The sequence below is a fragment of the Neorhizobium galegae genome, from assembly GCF_017877135.1.
GTDB classification, from domain to species: domain Bacteria; phylum Pseudomonadota; class Alphaproteobacteria; order Rhizobiales; family Rhizobiaceae; genus Neorhizobium; species Neorhizobium galegae_A.
In genome coordinates this window covers 26,297-49,770 of record NZ_JAGIPH010000011.1, presented here as the reverse complement: position 1 = coordinate 49,770, position 23,474 = coordinate 26,297, and the positions used below count along the sequence as shown (strand labels likewise).

At 60.9% G+C, this 23,474-nt stretch carries 21 protein-coding genes; 11 read left to right on the top strand and 10 right to left on the bottom strand.

Features of this window, described 5'->3' with window-relative positions:
• Window positions 1–154: 154 nt before the first annotated feature.
• Genes J2858_RS22520 through J2858_RS22510 form a run of 3 tightly spaced genes read left to right on the top strand, consistent with a single transcriptional unit; the run spans window position 155 to window position 4,076 of the window.
• Window positions 155–1,999, top strand: coding sequence for an ABC transporter ATP-binding protein (locus J2858_RS22520; protein ID WP_210107119.1), 1,845 nt, complete (start codon window positions 155–157; stop codon window positions 1,997–1,999).
• Window positions 2,000–2,023: 24 nt separating this feature from the next.
• Window positions 2,024–2,725, top strand: coding sequence for an SDR family NAD(P)-dependent oxidoreductase (locus tag J2858_RS22515; protein WP_210107118.1), 702 nt, complete (start codon window positions 2,024–2,026; stop codon window positions 2,723–2,725).
• Between the two features lies 1 nt (window position 2,726).
• Complete coding sequence (locus J2858_RS22510) at window positions 2,727–4,076, top strand: NAD(P)/FAD-dependent oxidoreductase (protein ID WP_432443393.1); 1,350 nt, start codon at window positions 2,727–2,729, stop codon at window positions 4,074–4,076.
• Here J2858_RS22510 and J2858_RS22505 read toward each other — a convergent pair whose 3' ends face one another.
• The 6 genes from J2858_RS22505 to J2858_RS22480 are packed head-to-tail and all read right to left on the bottom strand — an operon-like array spanning window position 4,077 to window position 10,463.
• Window positions 4,077–4,886 (bottom strand): sulfurtransferase, encoded by an 810-nt coding sequence (locus tag J2858_RS22505; RefSeq protein ID WP_210107117.1) that lies wholly within the window; start codon window positions 4,884–4,886, stop codon window positions 4,077–4,079.
• A gap of 25 nt (window positions 4,887–4,911) precedes the next feature.
• Window positions 4,912–5,898 carry a hypothetical protein gene (locus J2858_RS22500; RefSeq protein ID WP_210107116.1) on the bottom strand — a complete coding sequence of 329 codons (987 nt, stop codon included), beginning with the start codon at window positions 5,896–5,898 and terminating at the stop codon, window positions 4,912–4,914.
• Entirely contained in the window at window positions 5,895–7,244 is a 1,350-nt protein-coding gene (locus J2858_RS22495; RefSeq protein ID WP_210107115.1) for a M20 family metallopeptidase, read from the bottom strand. The genes J2858_RS22500 and J2858_RS22495 overlap by 4 nt, the downstream gene beginning before the upstream one ends.
• Window positions 7,241–8,161 carry an ABC transporter permease gene (locus J2858_RS22490; protein WP_210107114.1) on the bottom strand — a complete coding sequence of 307 codons (921 nt, stop codon included), beginning with the start codon at window positions 8,159–8,161 and terminating at the stop codon, window positions 7,241–7,243. Before J2858_RS22490 ends, J2858_RS22495 begins: the two co-directional genes overlap by 4 nt.
• Before the next feature lie 3 nt (window positions 8,162–8,164).
• Complete coding sequence (locus J2858_RS22485) at window positions 8,165–9,004, bottom strand: ABC transporter permease (RefSeq protein ID WP_210107113.1); 840 nt, start codon at window positions 9,002–9,004, stop codon at window positions 8,165–8,167.
• A 7-nt stretch (window positions 9,005–9,011) separates the two neighbouring features.
• Window positions 9,012–10,463, bottom strand: coding sequence for an ABC transporter substrate-binding protein (locus tag J2858_RS22480; RefSeq protein ID WP_245367052.1), 1,452 nt, complete (start codon window positions 10,461–10,463; stop codon window positions 9,012–9,014).
• Between the two features lie 209 nt (window positions 10,464–10,672).
• Here J2858_RS22480 and J2858_RS22475 point away from each other — a divergent pair, with 209 nt between their 5' ends.
• Window positions 10,673–11,365 carry an FCD domain-containing protein gene (locus J2858_RS22475; RefSeq protein WP_210107111.1) on the top strand — a complete coding sequence of 231 codons (693 nt, stop codon included), beginning with the start codon at window positions 10,673–10,675 and terminating at the stop codon, window positions 11,363–11,365.
• Window positions 11,362–13,683, top strand: coding sequence for a molybdopterin guanine dinucleotide-containing S/N-oxide reductase (locus tag J2858_RS22470; RefSeq protein WP_210107110.1), 2,322 nt, complete (start codon window positions 11,362–11,364; stop codon window positions 13,681–13,683). Before J2858_RS22475 ends, J2858_RS22470 begins: the two co-directional genes overlap by 4 nt.
• 53 nt (window positions 13,684–13,736) lie before the next feature.
• On the opposite strand, the gene J2858_RS22465 is transcribed toward J2858_RS22470, so the two are convergent.
• Window positions 13,737–14,189: a MarR family winged helix-turn-helix transcriptional regulator gene (locus J2858_RS22465; RefSeq protein WP_210107109.1), complete on the bottom strand. Its 453-nt coding sequence runs from the start codon at window positions 14,187–14,189 to the stop codon at window positions 13,737–13,739.
• 128 nt (window positions 14,190–14,317) lie between these two features.
• Here J2858_RS22465 and J2858_RS22460 point away from each other — a divergent pair, with 128 nt between their 5' ends.
• Together J2858_RS22460 and J2858_RS22455 are read left to right on the top strand one after the other, a co-directional pair.
• Entirely contained in the window at window positions 14,318–15,139 is an 822-nt protein-coding gene (locus tag J2858_RS22460; protein ID WP_210107108.1) for an alpha/beta fold hydrolase, read from the top strand.
• Between the two features lie 71 nt (window positions 15,140–15,210).
• Window positions 15,211–15,987 carry an alpha/beta fold hydrolase gene (locus J2858_RS22455; protein WP_210107107.1) on the top strand — a complete coding sequence of 259 codons (777 nt, stop codon included), beginning with the start codon at window positions 15,211–15,213 and terminating at the stop codon, window positions 15,985–15,987.
• A 176-nt stretch (window positions 15,988–16,163) separates the two neighbouring features.
• Here the strand turns inward: J2858_RS22455 and J2858_RS22450 are convergent, their stop codons facing one another.
• Entirely contained in the window at window positions 16,164–17,084 is a 921-nt protein-coding gene (locus J2858_RS22450; RefSeq protein WP_210107106.1) for a LysR family transcriptional regulator, read from the bottom strand.
• Window positions 17,085–17,183: 99 nt separating this feature from the next.
• Here J2858_RS22450 and J2858_RS22445 point away from each other — a divergent pair, with 99 nt between their 5' ends.
• Together J2858_RS22445 and J2858_RS22440 are read left to right on the top strand one after the other, a co-directional pair.
• Window positions 17,184–17,507, top strand: coding sequence for a nuclear transport factor 2 family protein (locus J2858_RS22445; RefSeq protein ID WP_210107105.1), 324 nt, complete (start codon window positions 17,184–17,186; stop codon window positions 17,505–17,507).
• Window positions 17,504–18,283 (top strand): SDR family oxidoreductase, encoded by a 780-nt coding sequence (locus J2858_RS22440; RefSeq protein WP_210107104.1) that lies wholly within the window; start codon window positions 17,504–17,506, stop codon window positions 18,281–18,283. The genes J2858_RS22445 and J2858_RS22440 overlap by 4 nt, the downstream gene beginning before the upstream one ends.
• A gap of 97 nt (window positions 18,284–18,380) precedes the next feature.
• Here J2858_RS22440 and J2858_RS22435 read toward each other — a convergent pair whose 3' ends face one another.
• Together J2858_RS22435 and J2858_RS22430 are read right to left on the bottom strand one after the other, a co-directional pair.
• Window positions 18,381–18,767 (bottom strand): response regulator transcription factor, encoded by a 387-nt coding sequence (locus tag J2858_RS22435; protein ID WP_245367088.1) that lies wholly within the window; start codon window positions 18,765–18,767, stop codon window positions 18,381–18,383.
• A gap of 67 nt (window positions 18,768–18,834) precedes the next feature.
• Window positions 18,835–19,479: a response regulator transcription factor gene (locus J2858_RS22430; protein ID WP_210107102.1), complete on the bottom strand. Its 645-nt coding sequence runs from the start codon at window positions 19,477–19,479 to the stop codon at window positions 18,835–18,837.
• Window positions 19,480–19,819: 340 nt separating this feature from the next.
• Between J2858_RS22430 and J2858_RS22425 the strand changes: the two genes are divergently transcribed.
• Together J2858_RS22425 and J2858_RS22420 are read left to right on the top strand one after the other, a co-directional pair.
• Window positions 19,820–22,798 (top strand): PAS domain S-box protein, encoded by a 2,979-nt coding sequence (locus tag J2858_RS22425; protein WP_210107101.1) that lies wholly within the window; start codon window positions 19,820–19,822, stop codon window positions 22,796–22,798.
• Window positions 22,799–22,986: 188 nt separating this feature from the next.
• A complete protein-coding gene (locus J2858_RS22420; protein WP_210107100.1) occupies window positions 22,987–23,211 on the top strand; it encodes a DUF1127 domain-containing protein in 225 nt (74 codons plus the stop codon).
• Window positions 23,212–23,474: the final 263 nt, after the last annotated feature.

Sequence of the window (23,474 nt, the reverse complement as noted above, 5' to 3'; positions counted from 1 at the left end):
TGTCTCGACCACTGCCTGTCGGCGTGTCAGCGCATGCAATCAAAATATATCATATATCCTGTATCCTGACTGGCAAGGTGCTTTTATTTGTGGCATGCAACAGATTGAGGCAGATGAACCGACCGACCGTCTGACGACCTCGAAAGGAGTTGATATGGCAGAGCCCGTCATCCGCGTGTCCAGCCTGAAAACCTCGTTCCGGCGCAAGGGCGTCTGGCTGCCGGTTGTTCGCGACGTGTCCTTCGATGTCGCTGCCGGAGAGACGGTGGCGCTGGTTGGCGAAAGCGGGTCGGGCAAAAGCGTGACGGCAATGTCGCTCATGCGTCTCTATCAGCCCGCGACCTGCCGCATCGACGGGGAGGTCAGGCTGGAGGGGCAGGACCTGCTGAAGCTTCCCGAAGGCAGGATGCGCGACATTCGGGGCAATCGCATCGCGATGATCTTTCAGGAGCCGATGACCAGCCTCAATCCGTCGCTGACAATCAGCGACCAGATCTCCGAAGTGCTTGTCGCCCATCGCGGCCTGTCCCTGAAGGCGGCCGTGAAGGAAACGCTCGCGCTGATGGAGAAGGTTCGCATCCCGTCTGCGGCAAAGCGCATGGAGGAATATCCGCACCAGCTGTCCGGCGGCATGCGTCAGCGCATCATGATTGCGATGGCACTGGCCTGCCGTCCGCGCCTCCTGATCGCCGACGAGCCGACGACGGCGCTCGACGTGACGATCCAGGCGCAGATCCTCGAACTCATCAAGCTCTTGCAGGAAGAGGAGGGCATGGGCGTTCTCTTCATTACCCATGACATGGGCGTTGTCGCCGAAATCGCCGACCGCACGATCGTCATGTACAAGGGCGAAGCGATCGAGCGCGGGGCGACGGAAGACATTTTTGCCGATCCGCAGCGCGCCTATACCAGGGCACTCCTGTCCGCGGTGCCGAAGCTCGGTTCAATGACCGGCGAGCCCGGCCCGGCCCGGTTCCCGCTGATCGATGTGGAAAGCGGTGATCCTGTCGAGATGCCTGCTGTTGCAGATACGGTATCGGCAGAACCGGTTCCGCTGCTTGAGGTCCGCGATCTTACCGCCCGGTTTGATATCGGTGGTGGCTTTCTGGGCGCCGTTTCGGGCCGGGTGCATGCGGTCGAGAACGTCTCCTTCGATCTGAGGGCGGGCGAAACACTGGCGCTGGTCGGCGAGAGCGGCTGCGGCAAATCGACGACGGGCCGCGCGATCATGCGCCTGCTCGATGCCAATTCCGGATCGGTCAAGCTTGAGGGCAGGGAGATCCTTGATCTCTCCGGCAAGCAACTGCGCGACATGCGCCGCCATATCCAGATGATTTTTCAGGATCCCTTCGCGTCGCTCAATCCGCGCATCGAGGTGGGGGATGCGATTGCAGAGCCGCTGCTTGCCCATCATATTGCCTCGGACAAGAAGGACGCCGGCGAACAGGTGGCCGACCTGATGGTCAAGGTCGGGCTGCAGCCGGACATGGCCGGTCGCTTCCCGCACGAGTTTTCCGGCGGCCAGCGGCAGCGCCTGTGTATCGCCCGGGCGCTTGCCATGGCGCCGCAGGTCATCGTTGCGGACGAGGCCGTGTCGGCGCTCGATGTTTCGATCAAGGCGCAGGTCATCAACCTGATGCTCGACCTCCAGGAAAGCATGGGCCTTGCCTATCTGTTCATCTCGCATGACATGGCGGTGGTCGAGCGGATGAGCCACCGCGTCGCGGTCATGTATCTGGGTGAGATCGTCGAGATCGGACCGCGCCGCTCGATCTTCGAAAATCCTCAGCACCCCTATACGCGGCGCCTTCTGGAAGCGGTGCCGATCCCCGACCCAAGCCGACGTGGCATCCGTCGCGGCCTCAGCAATGACGAGATCAAGAGCCCCGTCAGACCCTTGTCCTATGTCGTGCCGAAGCGGGTTTATCGCGAGGTGTCGCCCGGGCATCTGGTGCAGGTCTTTGGCGATGATTGGGGCAGTGCGGCAGCCGCGGCCTGATGCTTGGGAAAAGGGAATAGAGATATGTCGACGCCAAACCGGGTTGCGATGATCAGCGGCGCTTCGCGCGGGATCGGCGCTGCCATCGCCGAAAAGCTTCTTGCCGAAGGCTGGGCCGTGAGCCTTGGCGTGCGTGCGCCCGAATCCTCCGTCTTTGCCGGCAATCCGAATGCCTTGGTCTGCCGTTTCGATGCGCTCGATCCGCAAAGCGAGCGGACCTGGGTGGATCAGACGATCAGCCATTTCGGCAGGCTGGATGGACTGGTGCACAATGCGGGCATGATGATCCCGAAATCCGTGCTGGAAGCGGAAGACGCCGACTTCGACCTGATCTTCAACGTCAATGTCAAATCGCCGATGCGGCTTTCTCAACGCGCCTGGCCGCATCTGGAAAAGGCAGCCGCCGGCCGCGTGGTGACGGTCGCGTCTCTCTCCGGCAAGCGGGTCAAATCCGCGGGCTCCGGCCTGTATGCCATGTCGAAATTTGCAGCGGTCGCCTTGGGGCATGGCCTTCGCCAGTGCGGCAAGGATAGCGGTGTTCGTTCGACGATCATCTGTCCGAGCTTTGTCGCGACCGACATGGGAAATGCCCTCGCCAATCGCGATAGCACGGAATTGACCCAACCGGAGGATATTGCCCGGATCGTCCATATGGTTCTCGAACTTCCCAGGACAGCGAGCATTGCCGAGATTCCGGTGCATTTCAGCGTGGAAGACTGCTACTGACATGAACGCTCCCCTCCTTCATCGCGGCCCGGCCATGACCCCGGTCGCTGATTCCGAAACGCACCCCAATGCGGTCGATGTGGCGATCGTCGGTGGCGGCATCATCGGCGTTTCCGCCGCCTTCTTTCTCGCCCGGCAAGGAATTCGCGTTGCCCTTCTCGAAAAGGGCGAGATCGGCGGCGAACAGTCCGGCCGCAATTGGGGCTGGGTGAGGCTTGCCGGCCGCGATCTGCGCGAGCTGCCGCTGATGCTGCAGTCCCACGCCATCTGGGACACGTTGCGCCAGGAAACCGGCGTGGATGTGGGCTATCGCAGGCGCGGAATTGTCTACGCCGCAAAGACGCCCGAGGCGCGCGACCGCCATCAGCGCTGGGCGCTGGCTGCGCGCGAATTCGGCATTGATGCCCGAATCCTCGATCCTGCGCAGATCGTGAGTTTCGTGCCGGATCTCAACCGCACGGTGTTGGGCGGCCTCCACGTGCCGGAAGATGCAGGGGCCGAGCCACAGCTTGCCGCACCCGCCATCGCCTCCGCAGCACAGGCGGCGGGCGCCATCCTTCTTCAGCAATGCGCCGTGCGTGGCCTCGATATCGAAGCGGGCAGGGTTTCCGGCGTTGTGACCGAGAAGGGCCGCATACGGGCCCCGACGGTGATCGTTGCCGGCGGTGCCTGGTCTTCGCATTTCCTCTCGCGGCATGGGGTGCGCCTGCCGCAGTTGAAAGTTCTTTCTTCCGTCTTGCGGACGGCACCTGTCGATGCCGCGATCGAGACGACAATGGGCTTTTCGGATTTTGCCCTCCGCAAGCGGCTCGATGGCGGTTTCACCGTCGCGTCCTCGGCCATCAGCCTCGCCGATATCGTGCCGGACAGTTTTCGCTTCTTGAGGGAGTTCATGCCGGCCTTCCGGCTGGAGCGGAAATCGCTGAAACTGCGCTTCGGCAGGCCGTTTTTCGACGAACTGGTCGCATACCGCCATCGCGGGTTGGACGAAAAGAGCATTTACGAGACGATCCGGGTGCTCGATCCGATGCCGGATCTGGACCTGCTGGCACGGGTCGAAGCCCATCTGAAGGTCGGCATCCCGGCCTTTCGCGACGTGCCAATCCTGCAGAAATGGGGCGGCATGATCGATACCATGCCGGATGTGATCCCTGTGATCTCGAAGGTTGAGGCGCTGCCGGGCCTTGTGATCGGCACCGGCTTCTCCGGTCATGGTTTCGGTATTGGTCCGGGGGCGGGGCGCCTATTGTCCGAGATCGCGACGGACCGGACGCCCTGCGTCGACCCGACGCCGTTCCGCTTCTCACGTTTCAGCGATGGCAGCCCGATCGAGATCCAAAGCTGGCTTTAGCTAGACTTCCTCGGCCGGGCCGATTTCCAGTGGCAGGGCCGCATTGCCGGCCCATTCGTGCCAGGAGCCGACATAGATCTTCACCTTGTCGAAGCCTGCCAGCTTCAGGCCGTAGAGTGCCGTCGCCGCGCGGGCACCGCGGTGGCAATAGGTGATGATCTCGCGATCCGGTGAGAGGCCGGCCTTTTCGGCGATCTCGCGGATCTCGTCGGCGGGACGGTATTTCCCGTCCCGCAGCATGTCCTCGTAGAAGGCGAAATGCGAATGCGGGATACGGCCGGCACGGGCGCAGCAGGGATGCAGGAAGGTGCCTTCGAATTCCGTGCGGCGGCGCACGTCGAAGATGTCGGCTTCATGCCGCAGAACCTCATCGGTTGAGGCGGCCAGTTCACGATGAAACGCAACATTGCCGTCCGATTGCCGGATGGCATCCGGTGTGCCCGCACCCGGAGCGATATCGCCACCCGCCGCTTTCCAGGCCTCGATGCCGCCATCCAGGATGAGACCGCCTTCGAGCCCGACCAGTTCGTAGAACCACAGGCCGCGCGGCGAGATCATTCCCGTCTGTTCCTCGAAAAAGACCGGCACGCGATCCTTGCCCAGACCGAGACGATCAAAAGCCTTGCGCGCGCCAGCGGCCATGCCGGCAATGCCCGCCTCGTCGCTTTCGGGAATGAAATAGTCATAGACATTGATGCTTACCGCGCCGGGAATGCTGGCGTCGCGCCAGGCGGTTTCCGGGCGGACATCGACAGGAACGAGCCGGCCTTCCGGCAGCTTGCTGATGAGTTCGGCGGCAGTGATGAGCATGGCCGTTTCCTTGTATGGGCATTGATCAAATGGAGGGCAGCAGCGTTCCGATGCGCAGGGCCTGCGCATTTTTGAGGATGCGGGCGGCAAAGGCGATGTCGAAGACGTTGAGCCCGAAGCTCGAAAAATAGAGCGATGCGTCAGCCGGTGGCTTCCAGCCATCCAGGAGGATGGCTGGAAGGTCCGCCGCCACGCGTTCGGCCGGAAATTGGCCGGCGCGATACATCTGGAAAAGGCTCTTGGCGCTCTTTTCGGCATAATCACCCCAGAGATCGACGGTGACGATATCGGTCGCCGCGATCGTTTCGAACATCACCTCGTGGAAGCCAATCTGCATGATCAGCCTGCCGGGCTGCACCATGGACGGGCCGATGAACGGCTGAGGCGCCGATGTGCAGCAGATGATGACATCGGCGTCTGCGACGGCCTCGGCGAGATCGGCGTGGGGCAAGAGCCGGGTTGCTGAGGAGGAACTGGCCTCGCCGAACAACCTGTCGAGATGCGCCGGCGTGCGGTTCCAGAGGTGGATCGTCTCGATCGTCGGAAACAGCGACAGCAGCATGTCGAGATGCGTCTGCGCGTGAGCGCCAGCCCCGAGAAGCGCAGCGGAGCGTAGGCCGCCGGGTTTCAGCGCCCGTATTGCCGCGGCCGACACGGCGGCTGTGCGCATGCGGGTGAGCAAGGCGCTCTCGACGCTCCCGATTGGTGACCCATCGGCAAGACGGTTGATGATGGTCGTGCTGCTGATACTCGGCAGATCGCCGATCGGTTCGGCCCGGTGCACGGTCCATTTGAGGCCCGCGGCGTCATACTCGCCGCCGACGAAGGCGGGCAGGCCATAGGCCTTGTTGCGCGGGTCGGCCCCGAGCGGCATGACGCTTTCGGCAACCATGCCCGCCTTGCCGTCGCGCAGGAGCCGGGTCGTCGCGCGCACGTCATCGAGTGCCGCCGCCCAATCGAGAGCGCCGGCCTTGATGGCATCGTCGCGAGACAGATGACGGATCGTGCTCATGCGGCCTCAGCCTTTCGGCCCATCAGGTCGAGCCAAGTCGCGATCGATTGGATGAAGCGGCGAAACCCTTCGAGCGTCATGAATTCATCGATCCCATGCGCATTGCCGCCGCGGCCGGCACCTGCGAGCAGGAAGGATTGGGCGTGCGGCGCAAAGGCATAGGCAGGCGCAGCACCGATCGCCCAGGGCCAGATCTGCGGCACGGAATTCGCGGTCGTCTCGTAGCTTTTCAGAAGCGCCGCAACCCCCGGTGCATCGGCGGCAAAGCGAAAGCCCGCATAGCTGTCGGCGACATTGAGAACCGCGCCAGGGACGGCACCCAGCATCCGGCGGTAGTCGGCGAGAAAATCGGCGGGGTCCAGCGATGGTGGCGTGCGCAGTTCGAAGCTTGCGCGGGCGCCATGGGGGATGACGCCGTCTGTCCACAGCGGCAGGCTTTCCAGGCTCGACAGGTTGAAGGATGCCGTAGACAGCACATGCTCGAGCAGCACTTGCGCATTGCCATCCAGCGAAAAGGCTTCCGTGTTGCGGAAGCGCAGTTCTGCCGCCGGATCAAAGTTCCTCGCCAGTGTGCTGACGATGCCGATCGCTTCGTCATTGAGGACAATTTTCGCCAGTTCCCCGGTCGGCGGCTTGCCGATCAGGGACAAGGCCTCGAGCAGGCGGCTCACGGGGTTGGCGATCCAGGGTGCATTGCTGGAATGGATGGCTGCCTTCGGCCCGCCCCACGGACCGCCATCGACACGCACTTCACCCTTGGCAATGCCCGAAAAGCCGAGATAAACGCGCGGCGCCCCGCCGCCATATTCGCAGAAGGACGGGAAGATGGCGGAGGCGCTTGTGCGCACGGCGCAGTCGGGATCGGCGAGATAGTCACGCATCGCGCCGCTGCCGCTTTCTTCCTCGCCATCGACAAGGATCTCGACATTGACGCGCAGCTTGCCTCTATCCAGCAGTGCCTTGATGGCATGCAGCATGCCGGCAAGCGGTCCTTTATTGTTTTCCGCGCCACGCGCGACGAAACTTTCGCCGATGCCGTCGAGAGCGACGATGCCGCCTTGGAATGGATCGACGGACCAGCCCTCCGCCGTGGCCGGCATTACATCATACATGTTGTACAGGATGACAGTCAGCGGTGACCCGACATCCAGGCGGGCGTGAAGCACCGGCGGGCGACCGCGCGAGGATGCTGCGGAGACAATCGATGCGCCGAGCTCCGTCTTCAACCAGTCGGTGACGGCGTCGGCCTGACGGCGCAGCTGCTTTTCATCCCCCCTGACCGACGGAATGGCACACCATTGGCTTGTCAGGTCGAGGGCGGCCTCGAATGTCGCGTCTGAAATCACAGCCTGATCCTCGGGTTCAGCCAGACATAGGCGAGATCAACGAGAAAGTTGACGATGACGAAGACGGCGGCAGCAAACAAGACGACGGCCTGCACGACGGGGAAGTCACGGTTCTGGATCGCTTCGACGGCAAGACGCCCGATGCCCGGCCATGCAAAAATGATCTCGGTGACCAGCGCGCCTCCCAGCAGCGAGGCAAAATACATGCCCTGGACGGTAATGACCGGGATCAGCGCGTTGCGCAGCGCATGGTGCACGATGATCCGCCACGAGGAAATGCCCTTGGCGCGCGCGGTGCGGATGTAATTTTCTCCCAGAACCTCGATCAGGCTTGCCCTGACCAGGCGGGTGATGGCGCTGAGATAATAGGCGCCGAGCGCGATCGACGGCATGATCAGGTGGGCGGCCGAGCCGATGCCGCTTGAGGGCAACCAGCGCAGTTTCAGCGAGAAGAAGATGATCAACAGCAATGCCAGCCAGAAGACGGGAATGGCCTGGCCGAGCAGCGAGATGATGCGGATGGCAAAATCAATGGCGCTGTTCTTGCGAATGGCCGCGATGGTGCCGAGCACGAACCCCAGCAGCGAGCTCCACAGCAGCGCCGTCATGGCCAGAAGGGCTGTCGCCGGCAGGCGTTCGATCAAAAGGCCGAGCGCCGGACGCTGGAAGCGCAAGGAGGTTCCCAGTTCGCCGGTTAAAGCGCTTGCGAGAAAGCGGCCATACTGGACCCAGATCGGATCGTTGAATCCCATCGCCTGACGGAAGGCTTCGAGTTCTGCGCGCGAAGCGTCCGGCGACATCATCATCGCCGCCGGATCGCCGGTCAGAAACAGGGCGAAGAAGACGATGGCCGAGACGCCAAACATGACGACGAGGCCTTGCAGTGCGCGTCCGGTGATGAAGCTCAGTGTCTTCATGGGTTACGTATTCCTGCTGTCGGCACGCCGCACGAGCCAGTCGCCGATGAGGTTGCAGCCAATCACCAGCGCGCCGATGACGAGGCCCGGGTAGAGAACCAGCCAGTTGGCGAGCAGGATAAAGGCGCGGCCTTCACCGATAAGGTTGCCAAGCGTCGGGGTCGGCGGCCGCACGCCCAGCCCGAGAAAGCCGACGGAGGCTTCCAGAATGATCAGCCGCGGCAGGTCGAGTGTCATGAGTACTGTGATCGGCCCGACGATGTTCGGCAGGACATGGCGAAAGATGATGACCATGTCCGACAGGCCGATGGAGCGTGAGGCGTCGATATATTCCAGCTCGCGGATTTCCAGCGTCTTTGCCCGCGCGACACGGGCAAATACCGCCCAGCCGGTGACGCCGAGCACGACAACCAGATTTCCCATGCTGGGGCCGATGACAGCAACGATCAGCAGGATGAGGAGAATGAACGGAATGGCAAGCTGGACGTCGACGGCGCGCATGATGATGATGTCGAACCAGCCGCGGTAATAACCGGCGATCATGCCGAGTGTCGTGCCGAGCACCACCGAGATGGCAGAGGCGGCGAGAACGATGGACAGCGATATCGCCGTGCCAAGTCCCAGCCGGGCGAAAAGATCTCGCCCGAGCTGGTCAGTCCCCAGCGGATGCCACTCTCCGCCGATGATGGAGAGTGGTGGCTTGAATGTCGCGGTAAGGGTGCCGCGCACCGGATCGATCGGCCACAGCAGTGGCACGAGGACGCAGAGCGCCAGAACCGTTACCAGCAGGAACCCGGCGAACAGGGCGTCCGCGTTTTCCCTGACATTCCAGAACCGTGTCATGCTGACCTTACTGCTTCTTGATGTCGAAGATCGGGATACGCGCGTCCGGACGGCCCTCGAAAGTCACCGATTTCGCCTTGGCGTAAAGCGCATCTTCCTGGTAGAGCGGGATGACGGGCACCTGTTCGACGGCCAGATCCTGGATCTGGTTGAAAACTGCCGCCCGCTTGGTCGGGTCCACGATCGAGCGGCTTTCATCGAGCAGCTTGTCCAATGCCGGAATGGAGGCCGTGGAGTAGGGTTCGCCGGTCTTGAAGATGGCATAGACCGCAGCGTCGGCATCCAGCGTCTGGGTGGAGCCCCAGCCGAGCATGAAGATCGGTCCCTTGCGCGGAACCTGCTGGGTATAGACGGACCAGTCGAGGACTTCCTGATCGACCTTGACGCCGATATCGCCGAATTGCTGGGCAATCGCCTGGGCCACCTCACTATCCTTCATGTAGCGGTGGGTCGACTGCACCTTGATCGAGAAGCCGTTCGGGAAGCCTGCTTCTGCAAGCAGCGCCTTTGCCTTCTTCGGATCATACGGGGTGACCGGCACATCCTTGTATCCGAAGTCGGCGGCACCGACCTGCGTGCCGCGCGGCGAGGCCATGCCCTGCAGGATGTTGGTCACGATCGACTGGCGGTCGATCGCCATGTTGAGCGCCTGGCGGACCTTGACGTTATCTAGCGGCTTCTCGCTCATCACCAGGCCGAGATAGATAGTGAGGCCACCGTTCTTGACCTGCACGAGATCGGCATCCGGGCTCGCCTTGACCATCGGTGCGATATCGACCGGCACGTTCTCGATCAGATCGACTTCGCCGGTCAGAAGCGCCGTGATACGAGCGGTGCCGTCTGGAATTGCACGCCAGGTGACCTTGTCGATCGAAGGGGCGCCGCGCCAGTAGTCCTTGTTGGCTTCCAGGATGACATGCTGATCCGGGATGAATTCGACGAACTTGTAGGGGCCCGTGCCGACCGGCTTGCGGGCGAAGACGTCATTGCCGACGTCCTTTACGTATTTTGGCGGAACGATATAGGCGGGATAGCGGCTCATGCGGGTTGGCAGGAGCGGATCGGGACCCTTCGTCTTGATGCGGACCGTCAGCGGATCGACGATGGAGACGCTGTCGATCGTGCGGATATAGGAGACGGTCGGTGACTTTGCGGCCGGATCGAGAACGCGATCGATGGTGAACTTGACGGCCTCTGCATCCATCGCCTCGCCATTGTGGAACTTCACGTTGGGACGCAGCTTGAATTCCCAGGTCGTGTCGTCGATGGCGGTCCAGGACGTGGCGAGGCCCGGAACAAGTTTCATATCCTTGTCGCGCATGACGAGTGTATCGAAGATGTTGTCGACGATCGTCGCGCTTTCCTTGAGGAAGCCGGGATCCATGGCGGTGGTGGAGGCGCCGCGCCCGACAGTCAGGTTGGCAGCCTCTGCAATTGCAGCGGTGATGGGCAGTAGCATTGACGCTGCAAGAGCGAGAGCGGCAAATTTTCTCATCGGGCCTTCACTTCCTCTGGGTTTTGTATCTCATATCCACGTGGCGCCCTCCGGCCTCGTGCTGGCGGGCTGTTGATGACATGACGATATATGATATATTCTCTCTGAGCAAGATATGGGCAATTTTGAATCCGTGTTAAAAAACGGGCAAATTTTCCAAAAGTGAGGAAGATGTGAGTACAGCTTTGTTCAACGCAGCCCCCAGAAAGAGCCTCGTCACCCATGTTGAAGAGGAAATTCGCGCGGCTCTGATCGAAGGGCGACTGGAGCCCGGAACGCGGCTGGTCACGAAGGATCTGGCTGAATCGCTTGGCATGAGCATTACGCCCGTGCGGGAGGCGCTTGTTCGCTTTGCAGCCTCCGGTGTCCTGACGGCGGAGCCCGCACAGTCCTTCCGTGTGCCGACAATGACTGTCGCCCAGTATTCAGAGATTTCCGAGATCCGCAAATCGGTCGAGGGTCTTGCCGCATTCAAGGCGGCCACCCAGATCGGTGCGCAGGACATCGGGCAGATGCAGGCGCTGTTGAAGAAATATCTCTCGGCCAAGGCCGACAAGGATCAGCATCTGGCGCTCACGCTGAACAAGGAGTTTCGCTTCGTACTCTATGCGGCCGCCCGCATGCCGACGCTGCTCGGGGTCATTGAGATGCTGTGGCTGAAGGCTGGCCCCGGCTTCAATTACCTTTATCCGGAAGCCCAGTCGGCATCGAATGAGCACCACAACTACGACGATCTGATGCAGGCCCTTCAGAAGGGGCAGGCCGAGGAGGCGCGCGCGGCGATCGAGCACGCGATAGAAGACGGCGCACGTATCGTCCTTGAAGCCCTTGGCCGGCGCGAAGCGCAGTTGGTGGCCGTGAAGTGAAGCTCCCCCACGGGTTACCCAACAGCAAGATCCACACTGCCAGCCATTGGGGCGTTTACGACATTGCCCGAATCGGCAATGGTGACCTGTCCATAACGGCGACCGCGGAAGATCCGGATCCGTCACCGATCGGCCTCTACATGGCGTCCAACGACCTCAGGCAGGTCCGGATCGCAAAGCCTTCCATCCGCAAGAGCTGGCTGGAGAACGGTCCGGGTTCCAACCCTCATCTTCGCGGGCGCGAGCCTTTCGTCGAGGTTGAATGGGATGTCGCGCTTGATCTTCTGGCCGGTGAGTTCCAGCGGATCCGCGAAGACTTCGGCAACAATGCGATCTTCGGCGGATCTTACGGCTGGGCAAGCGCCGGTCGCTTTCATCACGCACAAAGCCAGGTCCACCGCTTCCTGAACCTGATCGGCGGCTATGTCAGCCATGTCGACAGTTACAGTCTGGGGGCGGGCAAGGTCATCCTGCCGCATGTGATCGACGGTTTCAGCAGCCTTTTCAATCAGCATACGTCCTGGGACGTGATGGCAAAGGAGACGGAGTTGTTCGTTACCTTTGGTGGCGTGCCCGTCAAAAACGCCCAGATATCGCAAGGCGGCCCCGGCCGTCATCGCGTTGTCGCAGGAATGCGGCGCATGGCGCAGGCCGGCACGCGCTTCGTCAACATCAGCCCCGTCTCCGACAATATGCCGGTGGAAAGCGAATGGCTGGCAATCCGCCCCAATACCGATGTGGCGCTGATGCTGGCCCTGGCTTACGTGCTGGACACCGAGGGTCTTGCCGATGTTGAATTCCTGAAGAGCCACTGTGTCGGCTACGACCGGTTCAGGCCCTATCTCCTGGGGCAGGAGGACGGCGTCCCCAAGACACCCGCATGGGCATCGTCAATCTGTGGCGTGCCGGCAGACCGCATCGTGATGCTCGCCAGGGAAATGGCCGCAAGACGGACGATGCTCAACGTCTCCTGGTCTCTGCAACGGGCGGTGCATGGCGAGCAGCCCTTCTGGATGCTGATTACCCTTGCGGCCATGCTCGGCCAGATCGGTCTGCCCGGTGGTGGTTTCGGCCTCGGCTATGGCGCGATGAACTCCGTCGGCCATGGCAATGTTTGCTTCAAGTTCGGAGATTTTCCGCAAGGCCGAAACCCCGTCAAGACCTTCATTCCGGTGGCGCGCATTGCCGATATGCTGCTCAATCCGGGCAAAAATTTCACCTATAACGGCAAGGTATACGGCTATCCCGATATCAGGCTGGTCTACTGGGCGGGCGGCAATCCCTTCCATCATCACCAGGATCTCAACCGGCTGCTGAAGGCTTGGGAAAAGCCGGAGACGATCGTCGTCAACGAGCCGTACTGGACGTCGACCGCAAAGCTTGCCGATATTGTCCTTCCTGTGACGACGCCGCTGGAACGCAACGACATCGCCGCCTCAAGCGGTGAGGACTTCATCGTGGCGATGAAAAAGGTGGAGGATCCGTTCGGCCAGTCGCGCAGTGATTTCGACATCTTCGATGCCTTGGCGAAGCGGCTTGGCGTCGACTTTTCCGAAGGTCTCGACGAGGCGGCGTGGCTGCGGCGCATTTACGCCGTCAGCCGCGAAAACGCTGCGGCCCTGAATGTCGACCTGCCCGATTTCGATGAGTTCTGGCATGCAGGCCTGCTGGATCTAAGCTCGCACACGGCACCCGTCGTGATGCTGGAGGACTTTCGTGCGGCTCCCGACCAATATCCCCTGTCTACGCCATCGGGGCGCATCGAGATCTTTTCCGAGACGATCGACGGGTTTTCGTTGGCAGATTGTCCAGGCCATCCCACGTGGTTTGAACCGCCGGAGTGGCTTGGTCTCTCTGGCAGACGGGCATCCACCCTGCATCTCATCTCTGATCAACCCATGCGACGGCTGCACAGCCAGCTGGATGCCAGCCCGCACAGCAAGGCTGGCAAGGTTTCCGGCCGCGAACCGATCCACATTCACCCCACGGACGCCGCCGCACTCGGTATCGAGGCCGGCGATCTGGTCGAGGTCTTCAATGCCCGCGGCCGCCTGATTTCGGCGGTAATCGTCTCAGATGCGATCATGCCGGGCGTCGCACGCCTGTCCACCGGGGCCTGGTTCGATCTGGACCATGACAGGAAGATCGAGCGTCATGGCAATCCCAACGCTGTGACCATGGATGTGCCTGCCTCGTCGCTTTCTCAGGGCTGTGGCGCCCAGACCTGCCTCGTCGAGATCCGCAAGTTGGACAAAGAGCAACCGATCCCTGTTTGCGCGTTTGAGCGGCCCGAATTTGACAAGACAGGCGGAGCGTGATTCCAGACTGCCTTTTAGGAAGGCGGTTTTGACGCGCGGCCACTATTGCGGCCCTATTGCCTGATCGTGTCCCGGATCTTGTCCACCGAGGCCTTGATGGCTTTGACTGTGTCTGCGTCCATTCCGACAGCCTCCTCGATACAGCGCATCACATCCCTTGCCGAGGCTTTCAGCGCTTGTCCCTTTGTCGTTAGATGAATGAGGACCTCGCGCTCGTCTTTGGGATTGCGGGTCCTGGTGATCAGGCCCGCCGCATCCAGTCGCTTCAACAGGGGCGTCAGCGTGCTGGAATCCAGAAACAGGGCCTGGCCGAGTTCCTTGACGTTCTGGCCGTCACGGTTCCACAGCGTCACCATCACCAGGTATTGCGGATAGGTAAGGCCGAGCTCGTCCAGCAAGGGTCTGTAGAGCTGGGTGAAGGCGTGGCCTGCGGAGTAGAGCGAAAAGCAGAGCATTCCGGTCACGTCTGGCAGGCTTGCGTCGTCGTCGGATAGAGTGTCGGTCATGGTTGTCTCCTTTCCTGTAAAATAATTTGTAGGCGATCTAATTGCAAGCGATTGACAGGCGGAAAAGCATCAGGCATATAGATCGCACACAAATCAATCGCCAACAAAACATCGCACAGGAGAACGACATGTCCACTTTCACCACCACCGATGGAACCCGCCTTTTCTACAAGGACTGGGGCGCAGGTCAGCCCATCCTGTTTGCCCACGGCTGGCCGCTCTCGTCGGACGCCTGGGACCAGCAGATGCTGTTCTTCAGCCAGAACGGCTTCAGGGTCATCGCCCATGACCGCCGCAGCCACGGTCGCTCGGATCAGACCTTCAACGGCAATCACATGGACCAGTATGCCGATGATCTTGCCGAATTGATCGAGGCGCTCGACCTGTCCGACCTGATCCTGGTTGGCCATTCCACCGGCGGTGGCGAGGTCTCGCATTATATCGGCCGCCACGGCACGGCGCGTGTCGCCAAGGTGGTTCTGGTGGGCGCAGTCCCGCCGCTGATGCTGAAGACCGCCGACAACCCGAAGGGGACGCCGATGGAGGTCTTTGACAGCATCCGTGAGAACACGGCGAAGAACCGCTCGCAGTTCTTCTTCGATCTGACGATCCCCTTCTACGGCTTTAACCGGGATGGCGTCGCCACGAATGAGGGCTTGCGTGAGAACTTCCGGCGTATCGGCCTGCAGGGCGGCATCAAGGGCCAGTATGATTGCATCCGCGAATTCTCCGAGGTGGATTATACGCAGGACCTGAAGAGCATCGACCGTCCGACGCTGATCATCCATGGCGATGACGACCAGATCGTGCCGATCGAGGCCTCGGCTCACCGGGCTGCGGAACTCGTCGCCGGAGCAACGCTCAAGGTCTACCCGGGCGGCTCCCATGGGCTGGCAGAGACCGAGGCCGACCAATTCAACGCCGACGTTCTCGCCTTCATCCGCGGCTGAACAGCCGCAGCTTCACCAGCCAGATATTTCTTCGTCCAACATCACCCTGCTTTCCTAAGAAAGGAACCATCATGTCCAAGTTTGTTGCAAGCCTTGCGGTTGTCGGCGCTCTGCTGTCGGGGAACGCGGTGGCTGAGCCTGCCAAGCCTACCGTCGTGCTCGTTCATGGCGCCTTTGCCGATTCCTCAAGCTGGAACGGCGTCACCCGGATCCTGCAGAAGGATGGCTACCCTGTCGTTGCCGCGGCCAATCCGTTGCGCAGCGTCTCGTCCGATGCGGCCTATGTCTCGGACATTGTCGCAAGCATCGAAGGGCCCGTCGTTCTCGTCGGCCATTCTTATGGCGGCCAGGTGATCACGACCGCTGCCAATGGCAAGGATAACGTCAAGGCGCTGGTTTATGTGGCGGCCTTTGCGCCAGAAGAAGGCGAAGCGGCCGCCGATCTTGCCGGCAAGTTTCCGGGCGGCACGCTTGCGCAGGCGCTTGCCGCACCTGTCAAGCTCGCCGATGGCGGCATCGATCTCTCCATCGATCAGGAGAAGTTCCACGATCAGTTTGCCCATGACGTGAGCGTCGGGGAGGCTGCGCTCATGGCGGCCGGTCAGCGGCCGATCACGCAGGCGGCGCTCACGGAAAAGTCAGGCAAGCCGGCCTGGAAGGCGCTGCCGTCCTATTTTGTCTACGGCGATGGCGACAAGAACATCCCCGCACGGGCTCTGGGCTTCATGGCCGAGCGCGCAGCATCGAAGCGAACGGTTGTCGTTGAAGGAGCGTCCCATGTGGTGATGGTCTCGCAGCCAAAGGCAGTGGCAGATCTCATCGAGGAAGCGGCGCAACACGCGCGATGATCTCGCGGAAGACCGGTCGTCGTGTGGCCGGTCTTCCATCGCCCGTCCCGCCAGGACCGCGGGACGTTGCGGTCGATAGACAGCGGACGGCCGCGGCTCGGCGGGTCTTCTCCTGCCATTTGCAACACGAATGGTCAGCCACGGGTTTCGCTTGTCGGCTGAAGCCGACGGGCGTCTCAAACGGGACTATCGGCCCTCAAGGTCTTTGCCGCGTGGCTGCGGGCCAGGTTGAGAAACTCCCTGACGCCGACGGGGAGGTTTCGGCGGCCGGGATAATAGAGGCACAGGCCCGGAAAGGCGGGTGTCCAATCATCCAGGATCCGGACCAGGCGACCCGCCCTGATATCCTCGATGACATTCTGCTCCATGAAGTAGCCGATGCCGACATTCTCCATCACGGCTGTCCGCGCAAGGTTCGCCTCATCGAGAATGATGGGGCCCTGAACATCGAGTTGGATCGTCTGCCCGTCCTTTTCAAAGCGCCATCTGAAGAGGGCGCCATCTGGAAGGCGCACCCGGATGCAGTGATGCTTGAGGAGATCCGGAGGCGCCATCGGCATCGGATGCGATGCAACGTAGGAGGGGGAGGCGACAACGGCATATCGCTGCGGCTGGCCGAGCGATACCGAGATCATGTCGCTTGGAACCAGTCCCGCCACGCGGACACCGAGGTCGAAACCGTCGGCCACGATATCCATCAGGCGCCCTTCGGTGACCAGATCGACCGTCATATCGGGAAAGCGCCGAAGATATTCAATCACGAGCGGTGCCATGATGGCCTGTGCCGCAAAAGGGGCGGCGTTGATGCGCAATGTGCCGGACGGCGTGTCACGTTCGGACCGGACCGCATCGAGCGCACCGCGGATGTCTTGCAGCGCAGGCCCGACCTCGTCAACAAAAATCCTGCCGGCACCGGTCAGGGAAAGGCTCCGCGTCGTTCGGTTGAACAGGCGCACTCCAAGGTTTGCCTCAAGCCGTGCGATCGCATGGCTGAGCGCCGTCGTCGACATGTTGAGCTCCACGGCTGCCGCGCGAAAGGTGCCCTTTCGGGCGATCGCCAGAACCGCGTGCAGGTCCTCGAGTGCGCCTCGTTCCATTGTCCCGACTTTCTCAATTCCTCATCCCGATTTGTCCCGATTATGTTCATAATCGTCAAGTGCTAACCTTCAGCCATCATCGGAACAAGGATAGCCCCAATGATTTTGCCAGATGTCTTGAAGACCTACTTCGATGCCGACCGGACCGGCGACGAGAATGCGCTGTTTAGCGCATTCTGCGATACAGCCATCGTGAAGGATGAGGGAGCCACCCACCGCGGTCTTCCCGCCATCCGCAGCTGGTGGCGGAATGCCAAGGCAAAGTACCAGCACGCGGCACAGCCACTCAGCGCGGACCAGAATGGCGAGACCATCGAGGTGCTTGCGAGCGTGAGCGGAAACTTCGCGGGCAGCCCCGCGCAACTGCATTTCCGCTTCGTTCTCGAGACAGGCAAAATCCGGGAACTGGAGATCGGCCAATGACCAGCTTTCTTGCTCTCGAAGGAAAACGCGCGCTTATCACCGCCGGCACCAAGGGCGCGGGCGGGGCAACGACAGGCCTCTTTCGAAGCCTCGGTGCGCGCGTTCTTGCAACGGCTCGCTCCCGGCCCGATAGCTTGCCGGAGGATCTGTTCGTTGCCGCCGACCTCAAAACGGCGGAAGGCTGTGCCATCGTGGCGCAAGCAGTGCGCGAACGGTTGGGCGGGGTCGATATCATCGTCCATATGCTGGGCGGCTCATCGGCACCGGGTGGCGGTTTTGCAGCGCTTGGCGAGGGGGATTGGCAAGAGGAGCTGAACTCGAACCTGTTTCCAGCCGTTCGCCTGGACAAGCTGCTTGTGCCGCAGATGGTGGCGCAGCGGCGAGGCGTCGTGATCCACGTCACCTCCATCCAGCGCACCCTGCCTTTGCCGGAATCCACGACGGCCTATGCCGCTGCAAAGGCTGCATTGTCGACCTACAGCAAGGCCCTGTCCAAAGAGGTGGCGCCGCAGGGCGTCCGTGTCGTGCGCGTTTCGCCGGGCTGGATCGAAACCGAAGCCTCGGTACGCCTTGCCGAACGGCTGGCTGCACAGGCCAATACCGATTACGAAGGCGGCAAGAAGATCATCATGGACAGTCTCGGCGGCATCCCGCTCGGCCGGCCGAGCAAGCCTGAAGAGGTCGCCAATCTCATCGCGTTCCTCGCATCGGATCGCGCCGCCTCGATCACCGGAACCGAACATGTCATCGACGGCGGAACCATCCCGACGGTTTGAAGATTTTGGACGGCACGCGATAGTACCGAACTCGACCTATGCCGCCGCGACGAAAGGGCGGCGTAGGTTCAAGGTGCTTTGGTCTCTGCCATTGCCCTTATTCAGGCTCCAGATGGCTGATTGCCTGATGGATCGCATCGATCAAGACCTGCCCCTGGAAAGGTTTTTGCAGCAGGATCAATCCGCCGCATTCCTTCACCTTGCGTGGCAAGGTCGGATCGATCCGGGCCGAGACAAAGATCACGGCGACGGTGGACCCTTCCGCATTCAGCCGTTCCTTGAGTTCAATTCCGGTCATGCCGGGCATCTGGATGTCTGAGATGATGCAGTCGGCATCCCAAACCGCTCTCATATCCAGGAAGGCTTCTGCAGAGGCGTGGCCCGACACGTCATATCCGAGCGATCTGATCAGGCCCTCCGTCGCGGTGCGGAAGGAGTCATCATCATCGATCACTGCGATATGCACATTCCTGGACGCGGGCATCAAGTTGGGCCTTTTCGGCAAAGGGATGTCAAGCGCCCTCAATCGCACACTTCGCCCGCCACGGATATCATACGCTAGTGTTACCTGCTTCTTTTATGTCCCTGAGCTTGAGGGCATCCGCCATGCGCACGAGGTCCGGGAGGGTTCGGGCACCCATCTTTTTCATCGCCGAGCCCCGGTGGATCTTTACGGTAACTTCGCTGATGCCGAGATCACCGGCCACCTGCTTGTTGAGAAGGCCCCTGGTCACCATCAGCATGACCTGCTGCTCGCGCAAGGTAAGCGATTGATATCTTTGCTCGATACTGGCAAATTCCTCGCGACTGACGCGCCGTGCGCGGTCGAGCTTCAGTGCCGCGCCCACCGCGTCGAGCATATCCTGATCGCGGAAGGGTTTTGTCAGGAAATCTACGGCGCCTGCCTTCATACCCCGCACGGACATCGGGATATCCCCATGTCCCGTCATCAGAACAACCGGGATTTCGATGCCGGACTGCGCCAGTTGCTGTTGGAAATCCAGCCCGCTCGTTCCCTGAAGGCGGATATCGAGAACCAGGCAAGCGTCTGCATCGGGGCGCTCGGCTGCCAGAAATTCCTGGGTCGAAACAAAGGTGTGCGTCGCAAAGCCAACCGAGCGGAAAAGGTGGTCGAGAGAGCGCCGAATAGATTCATCATCATCGATAATGTAGATGAACGGTGCGTTTTTCTTCACCGGTGGCCCCTTGCGTGGACGAAGGAATCTGTAACTTCAAGTCCAAGGTCATGCCAAGAAAACAATTCGATGGGAAGCGTTTTGATTGCACCGCGGTCGGGGAGCCCGAAGCGTCGGCGCGACCTTGGTTTTCGACCTTGCGTACCGTCAGGAAGAGGCATCCGTTCGGCTTCCATTGCCAACAACGTCGTGATTGAACAAGATCTTCAATCTGGATTGCGCTAGGCTAGTCATGCTTGCCCAAGCTTTTGCGGCGCATTGGCGCATTTGCCTCGACAGCTTTACCCCGAATTTTTGGTCTTCCAAGACGCTGCGATGATTTCAGGAGACAGATGCCGTCATGAGTTCCGGTCGAGATTGCAGCGAGATCATCGATCTTATGGATGATTGCATCATCATTCGGGAGCTTGCCGGTCGCGTCACAGGCTGGAACCGCGCAGCAGAGAAGATCTATGGCATCTCGCGCGAGCAAGCACTCGGCGCGCCCCTGGACGCCCTGTTCGAACCCGTGTCAGATGATGTGCGACAGCAGGCGTGCGACAACCCCGTGATTGCCTCTGACTGGTCCGGCACGGTCAATCGCGTGACGAGAGGAACGCCCACGTCGGTGACTGTCTCCGTAACGGTGAAGGTGCAGCGAGATGCGGATGGGCAACCCGTCGCTCTCTTCGAGACGTCGCGTCCTCTTGTCAGTGCCGAAGGGCCGGTTCGCAACGACAGTCTGGTCCGTCTGCTGGATGCCGCCGGCGTCGTTGTCGTGCCGATTGACGTCACAGCGGTGGCCAAGAGCCTTGCCGCTCTTGGCGCCGACCAGAGAATGAGCTTGCGCGACAGTCTGAAATCCGAGCCACACCTCGTTCGCCAGATGATGCGATCCGCAAGGGTTGCGGAGGTGGACCCGTCAGGGCACGCGCTTTCGCGTGCAGCCAAGGCAGTATTCGGCCCTGTCGGTCGGGACCTGGCCTCCTTCTGGCCCGAAGAGAGTGCCGATATCTTTGTCGATACGATCCTGTCGGTCCTTCTGGGTGCAAGCCATGCACGCGGCTCCTGCCAACTGACGCGGAGGGATGGCGGAACCTTCGACGCGGAATTGGCCGTCGTTCCGGCGTCTGCGGACGCAGACCATATTTATGTGCTGTTGTCCGTCCGGGACGTTTCGCCTGAGCGGCAGGCGTTTGATGAACTGAAGTCCAGCGAGCTGCGTTACAAGCACGTCTTCGATCACTTGCCGATCGCCCTCGCCGAGATTGATGCCAGCGGGCTTGCCGAGATGTTTCGCGAGCTTCGCCAGCAGGGCGTGACCGATCTGTCACCATACCTTGACGAGCATCCCGAGTTCATGGAGGCCGCATTGCGCGCCATGAAGGTCGTGCAGTCCAATCCGACGCATGTCCATATGATGGCTGGTGAACGGGAGGAGGACATTCTTGGGGATCTCACGCCCTATTGGGACCTTGGGATGCCGGTGCTCAGAAAATCCTTCGAGGCCCGTTATCGGGGTGAGGAATTTTTCCAGTCCGAGGTGACATTGAGGTGTCTCGATGGCAGTACCATCCAGGTCCTGTTTGCGACGGCACGGCACGGTTATCTTCAGGATCGGGCTGTCTGCAGTTTCATCGATTTCACCGAGCGCAATTTGGCAGAGCAGGCGCTGCGCCGCAGCGAGCGGCGGTATCAAGACCTTTTCCAGGCGATGACCGTGTCGTTCTGGGAGCTCGACCTCACGATCATCAACGATCTCCTTGAAGAAAATGGCCTCTCAGCGGACGGCGATATCGTTGATTACCTGCGCAATTATCCCGATTGCGTTGCACGTATCCTCAGCGCGACGACGATCGTCGATGTCAATGATCAGACGCTGATCTTGTTCGGAGGAAATCAGAAGTCAGACCTTCTCGGCACGCTCGATCATTTCTGGTCGCCGGACCGCTGGTTGGATGGTGCCGCGGCTGTTCTGAACGTCCTGGTGAATGACGCCAGCGTGACGATCGAGACCCGCCTGAGGCGTCTTGATGGAACCGAATTCGATGCGCAGTTCACGCTCTGGTTTTCAGCAGATGATCGTCGCCGGGGGCTTGCCGCCGTCACCGACATCAGCGAACGCGTAAACGCCTTTAACGAGCTTGAACACAGCGAGCAGCGGTTCCGCGACCTCTTCCAGCATCTGCCTCTTCCTGTTTTTCAGATCAGGTCCGCTGCACTTCTGGGGGTTCTCCAGGATCTCAAGGAGCAGGGTGTCCCGGATTTGGGCGCGCATCTCGCCAAGCATCCGGATTTCCTGCGGCACGCGATGGAAAATACTGTCGTCGAGCAGGCGAATGACGCAGCGCTCAAACTCCTGGGTGCCGCACATCACGATGAGCTGAAGGGGGGATCGGTGGTCCCGTTCTTCGGTAACCACCCGGAAAATTATGCTCGCCTTTTGCAAAACCGGTACAAAAGCCTTGAGAATTATGCGGAAGAAATCTCTCTGACCACGCTCGACGGCAGGGTGCGGGAGGGGACGCTGACGGTAACCTTCCCTCCCGCCATGGCAAAGCTTGGCGTAACCATCAGCGCGTTCATCGACACGACGGAAAAAAAGCAGGCGGAGCGCAGGCTGCGGCATATCGAGGCGGAGTATGCTCATGCGGCGCGGATCTCGATGCTGGGAGAGTTGACGGCATCCATCGCCCACGAGGTCAATCAGCCGCTTGCCGCCATCACCACCTATGGGGAGGCTGGCCTGCGGTGGTTGAACCGCCCCAATCCCGAACTTTCCGAGGTCCGGGATATCGTGATGCGTATCGTTGCCGACGCGCAGCGCGCCGCCAGCGTCATCGCGCGCGTTCGCAGCATGGCAAGCCATCGAATGCAGGACGAGGAAATCGTCTCGCTGGACGAACTGGTGGCCGAAGCCGTGCTTTTCCTGCGCCACGAGTTCCAGGCGCACAAGGTGAATGTCGTTCATTTGCCTTCGCCTGGCTCGGCACGTGTCACAGTCGACCGCATTCAACTTCAGCAAGTCATCGTAAACATGGCGGTCAACGCGATCCAGGCCATTTCCGCGGCCCCTTGCGAGCGCCGCGAGGTCGTTCTGTGCACGACGGATGAAGGGGCGCAGGTTTGCTGTTCGGTGGAGGATTCAGGTCCGGGAATTCCCGTGGAGGGAACGGGCCGGATCTTCGAGAGCTTCTTTACCACAAAGGATGGCGGCATGGGGATGGGGCTGCCAATCTCGCGCTCCATCATCGAGGCGCATGGCGGGAAAATGAGCGCCGACAATGGCAGTCGTCTGGGTGGTGCGCGGTTCTCCTTTGTCCTGCCTGCCTTGCAATGAGAGTGTGCGCGGAAAGCCTTAGGTCCTCCTCACCGGAGCACGGAACTTTCGCTGTCCGTTTCATCCGTAAGCAATTTTTGTGTCCCTGAAATTCTGGTGCGTCACGCATCCTGGAAAACCGTGTCCAGTTCAATGGCACCAGCCGAACCTCATCGGCCGAAGGTGCGCTTACAAGGACGGTGACACGGATGATCAACAATCTGCGACAGTTGCTTATCGCGCGAGCGGTGCGCCCGCACGACACCAACGCTATGGAAGGCATCTATCGGCGCTTTCGCCGCTGGCAAGGACGGCGCAAGGATATCGAGACGCTACGAAACATGCCGGACTCCCTGCTCAAGGATATCGGTCTGACCAGGTCCCATCTCGATTATCCCGCCAGAGCTTTGAAGTCTCGGCAGTCTGAACGTTAAGGCACCTCCAGCCTGCCGGCTCGCATGTCGCGTAATGTAAGAAAACTCTAACGTATTGCGCGCCGGTTCAGCGATCCCGTGCCTGCGTGTGCGGCCCCGATCAATGTAACGTCTAGTCAGATCATACCATGGGATACCTTGGCGAGACGGATAGCTGATAGGCCCGGTGGGCATCCCCTGCAATTCTACAGGTGCTGATCGACGGACCCATGTCCCCTCCAGATGGGTCGGTTCAGCAACCTCCAGCTGGGCAACGTTTCCCA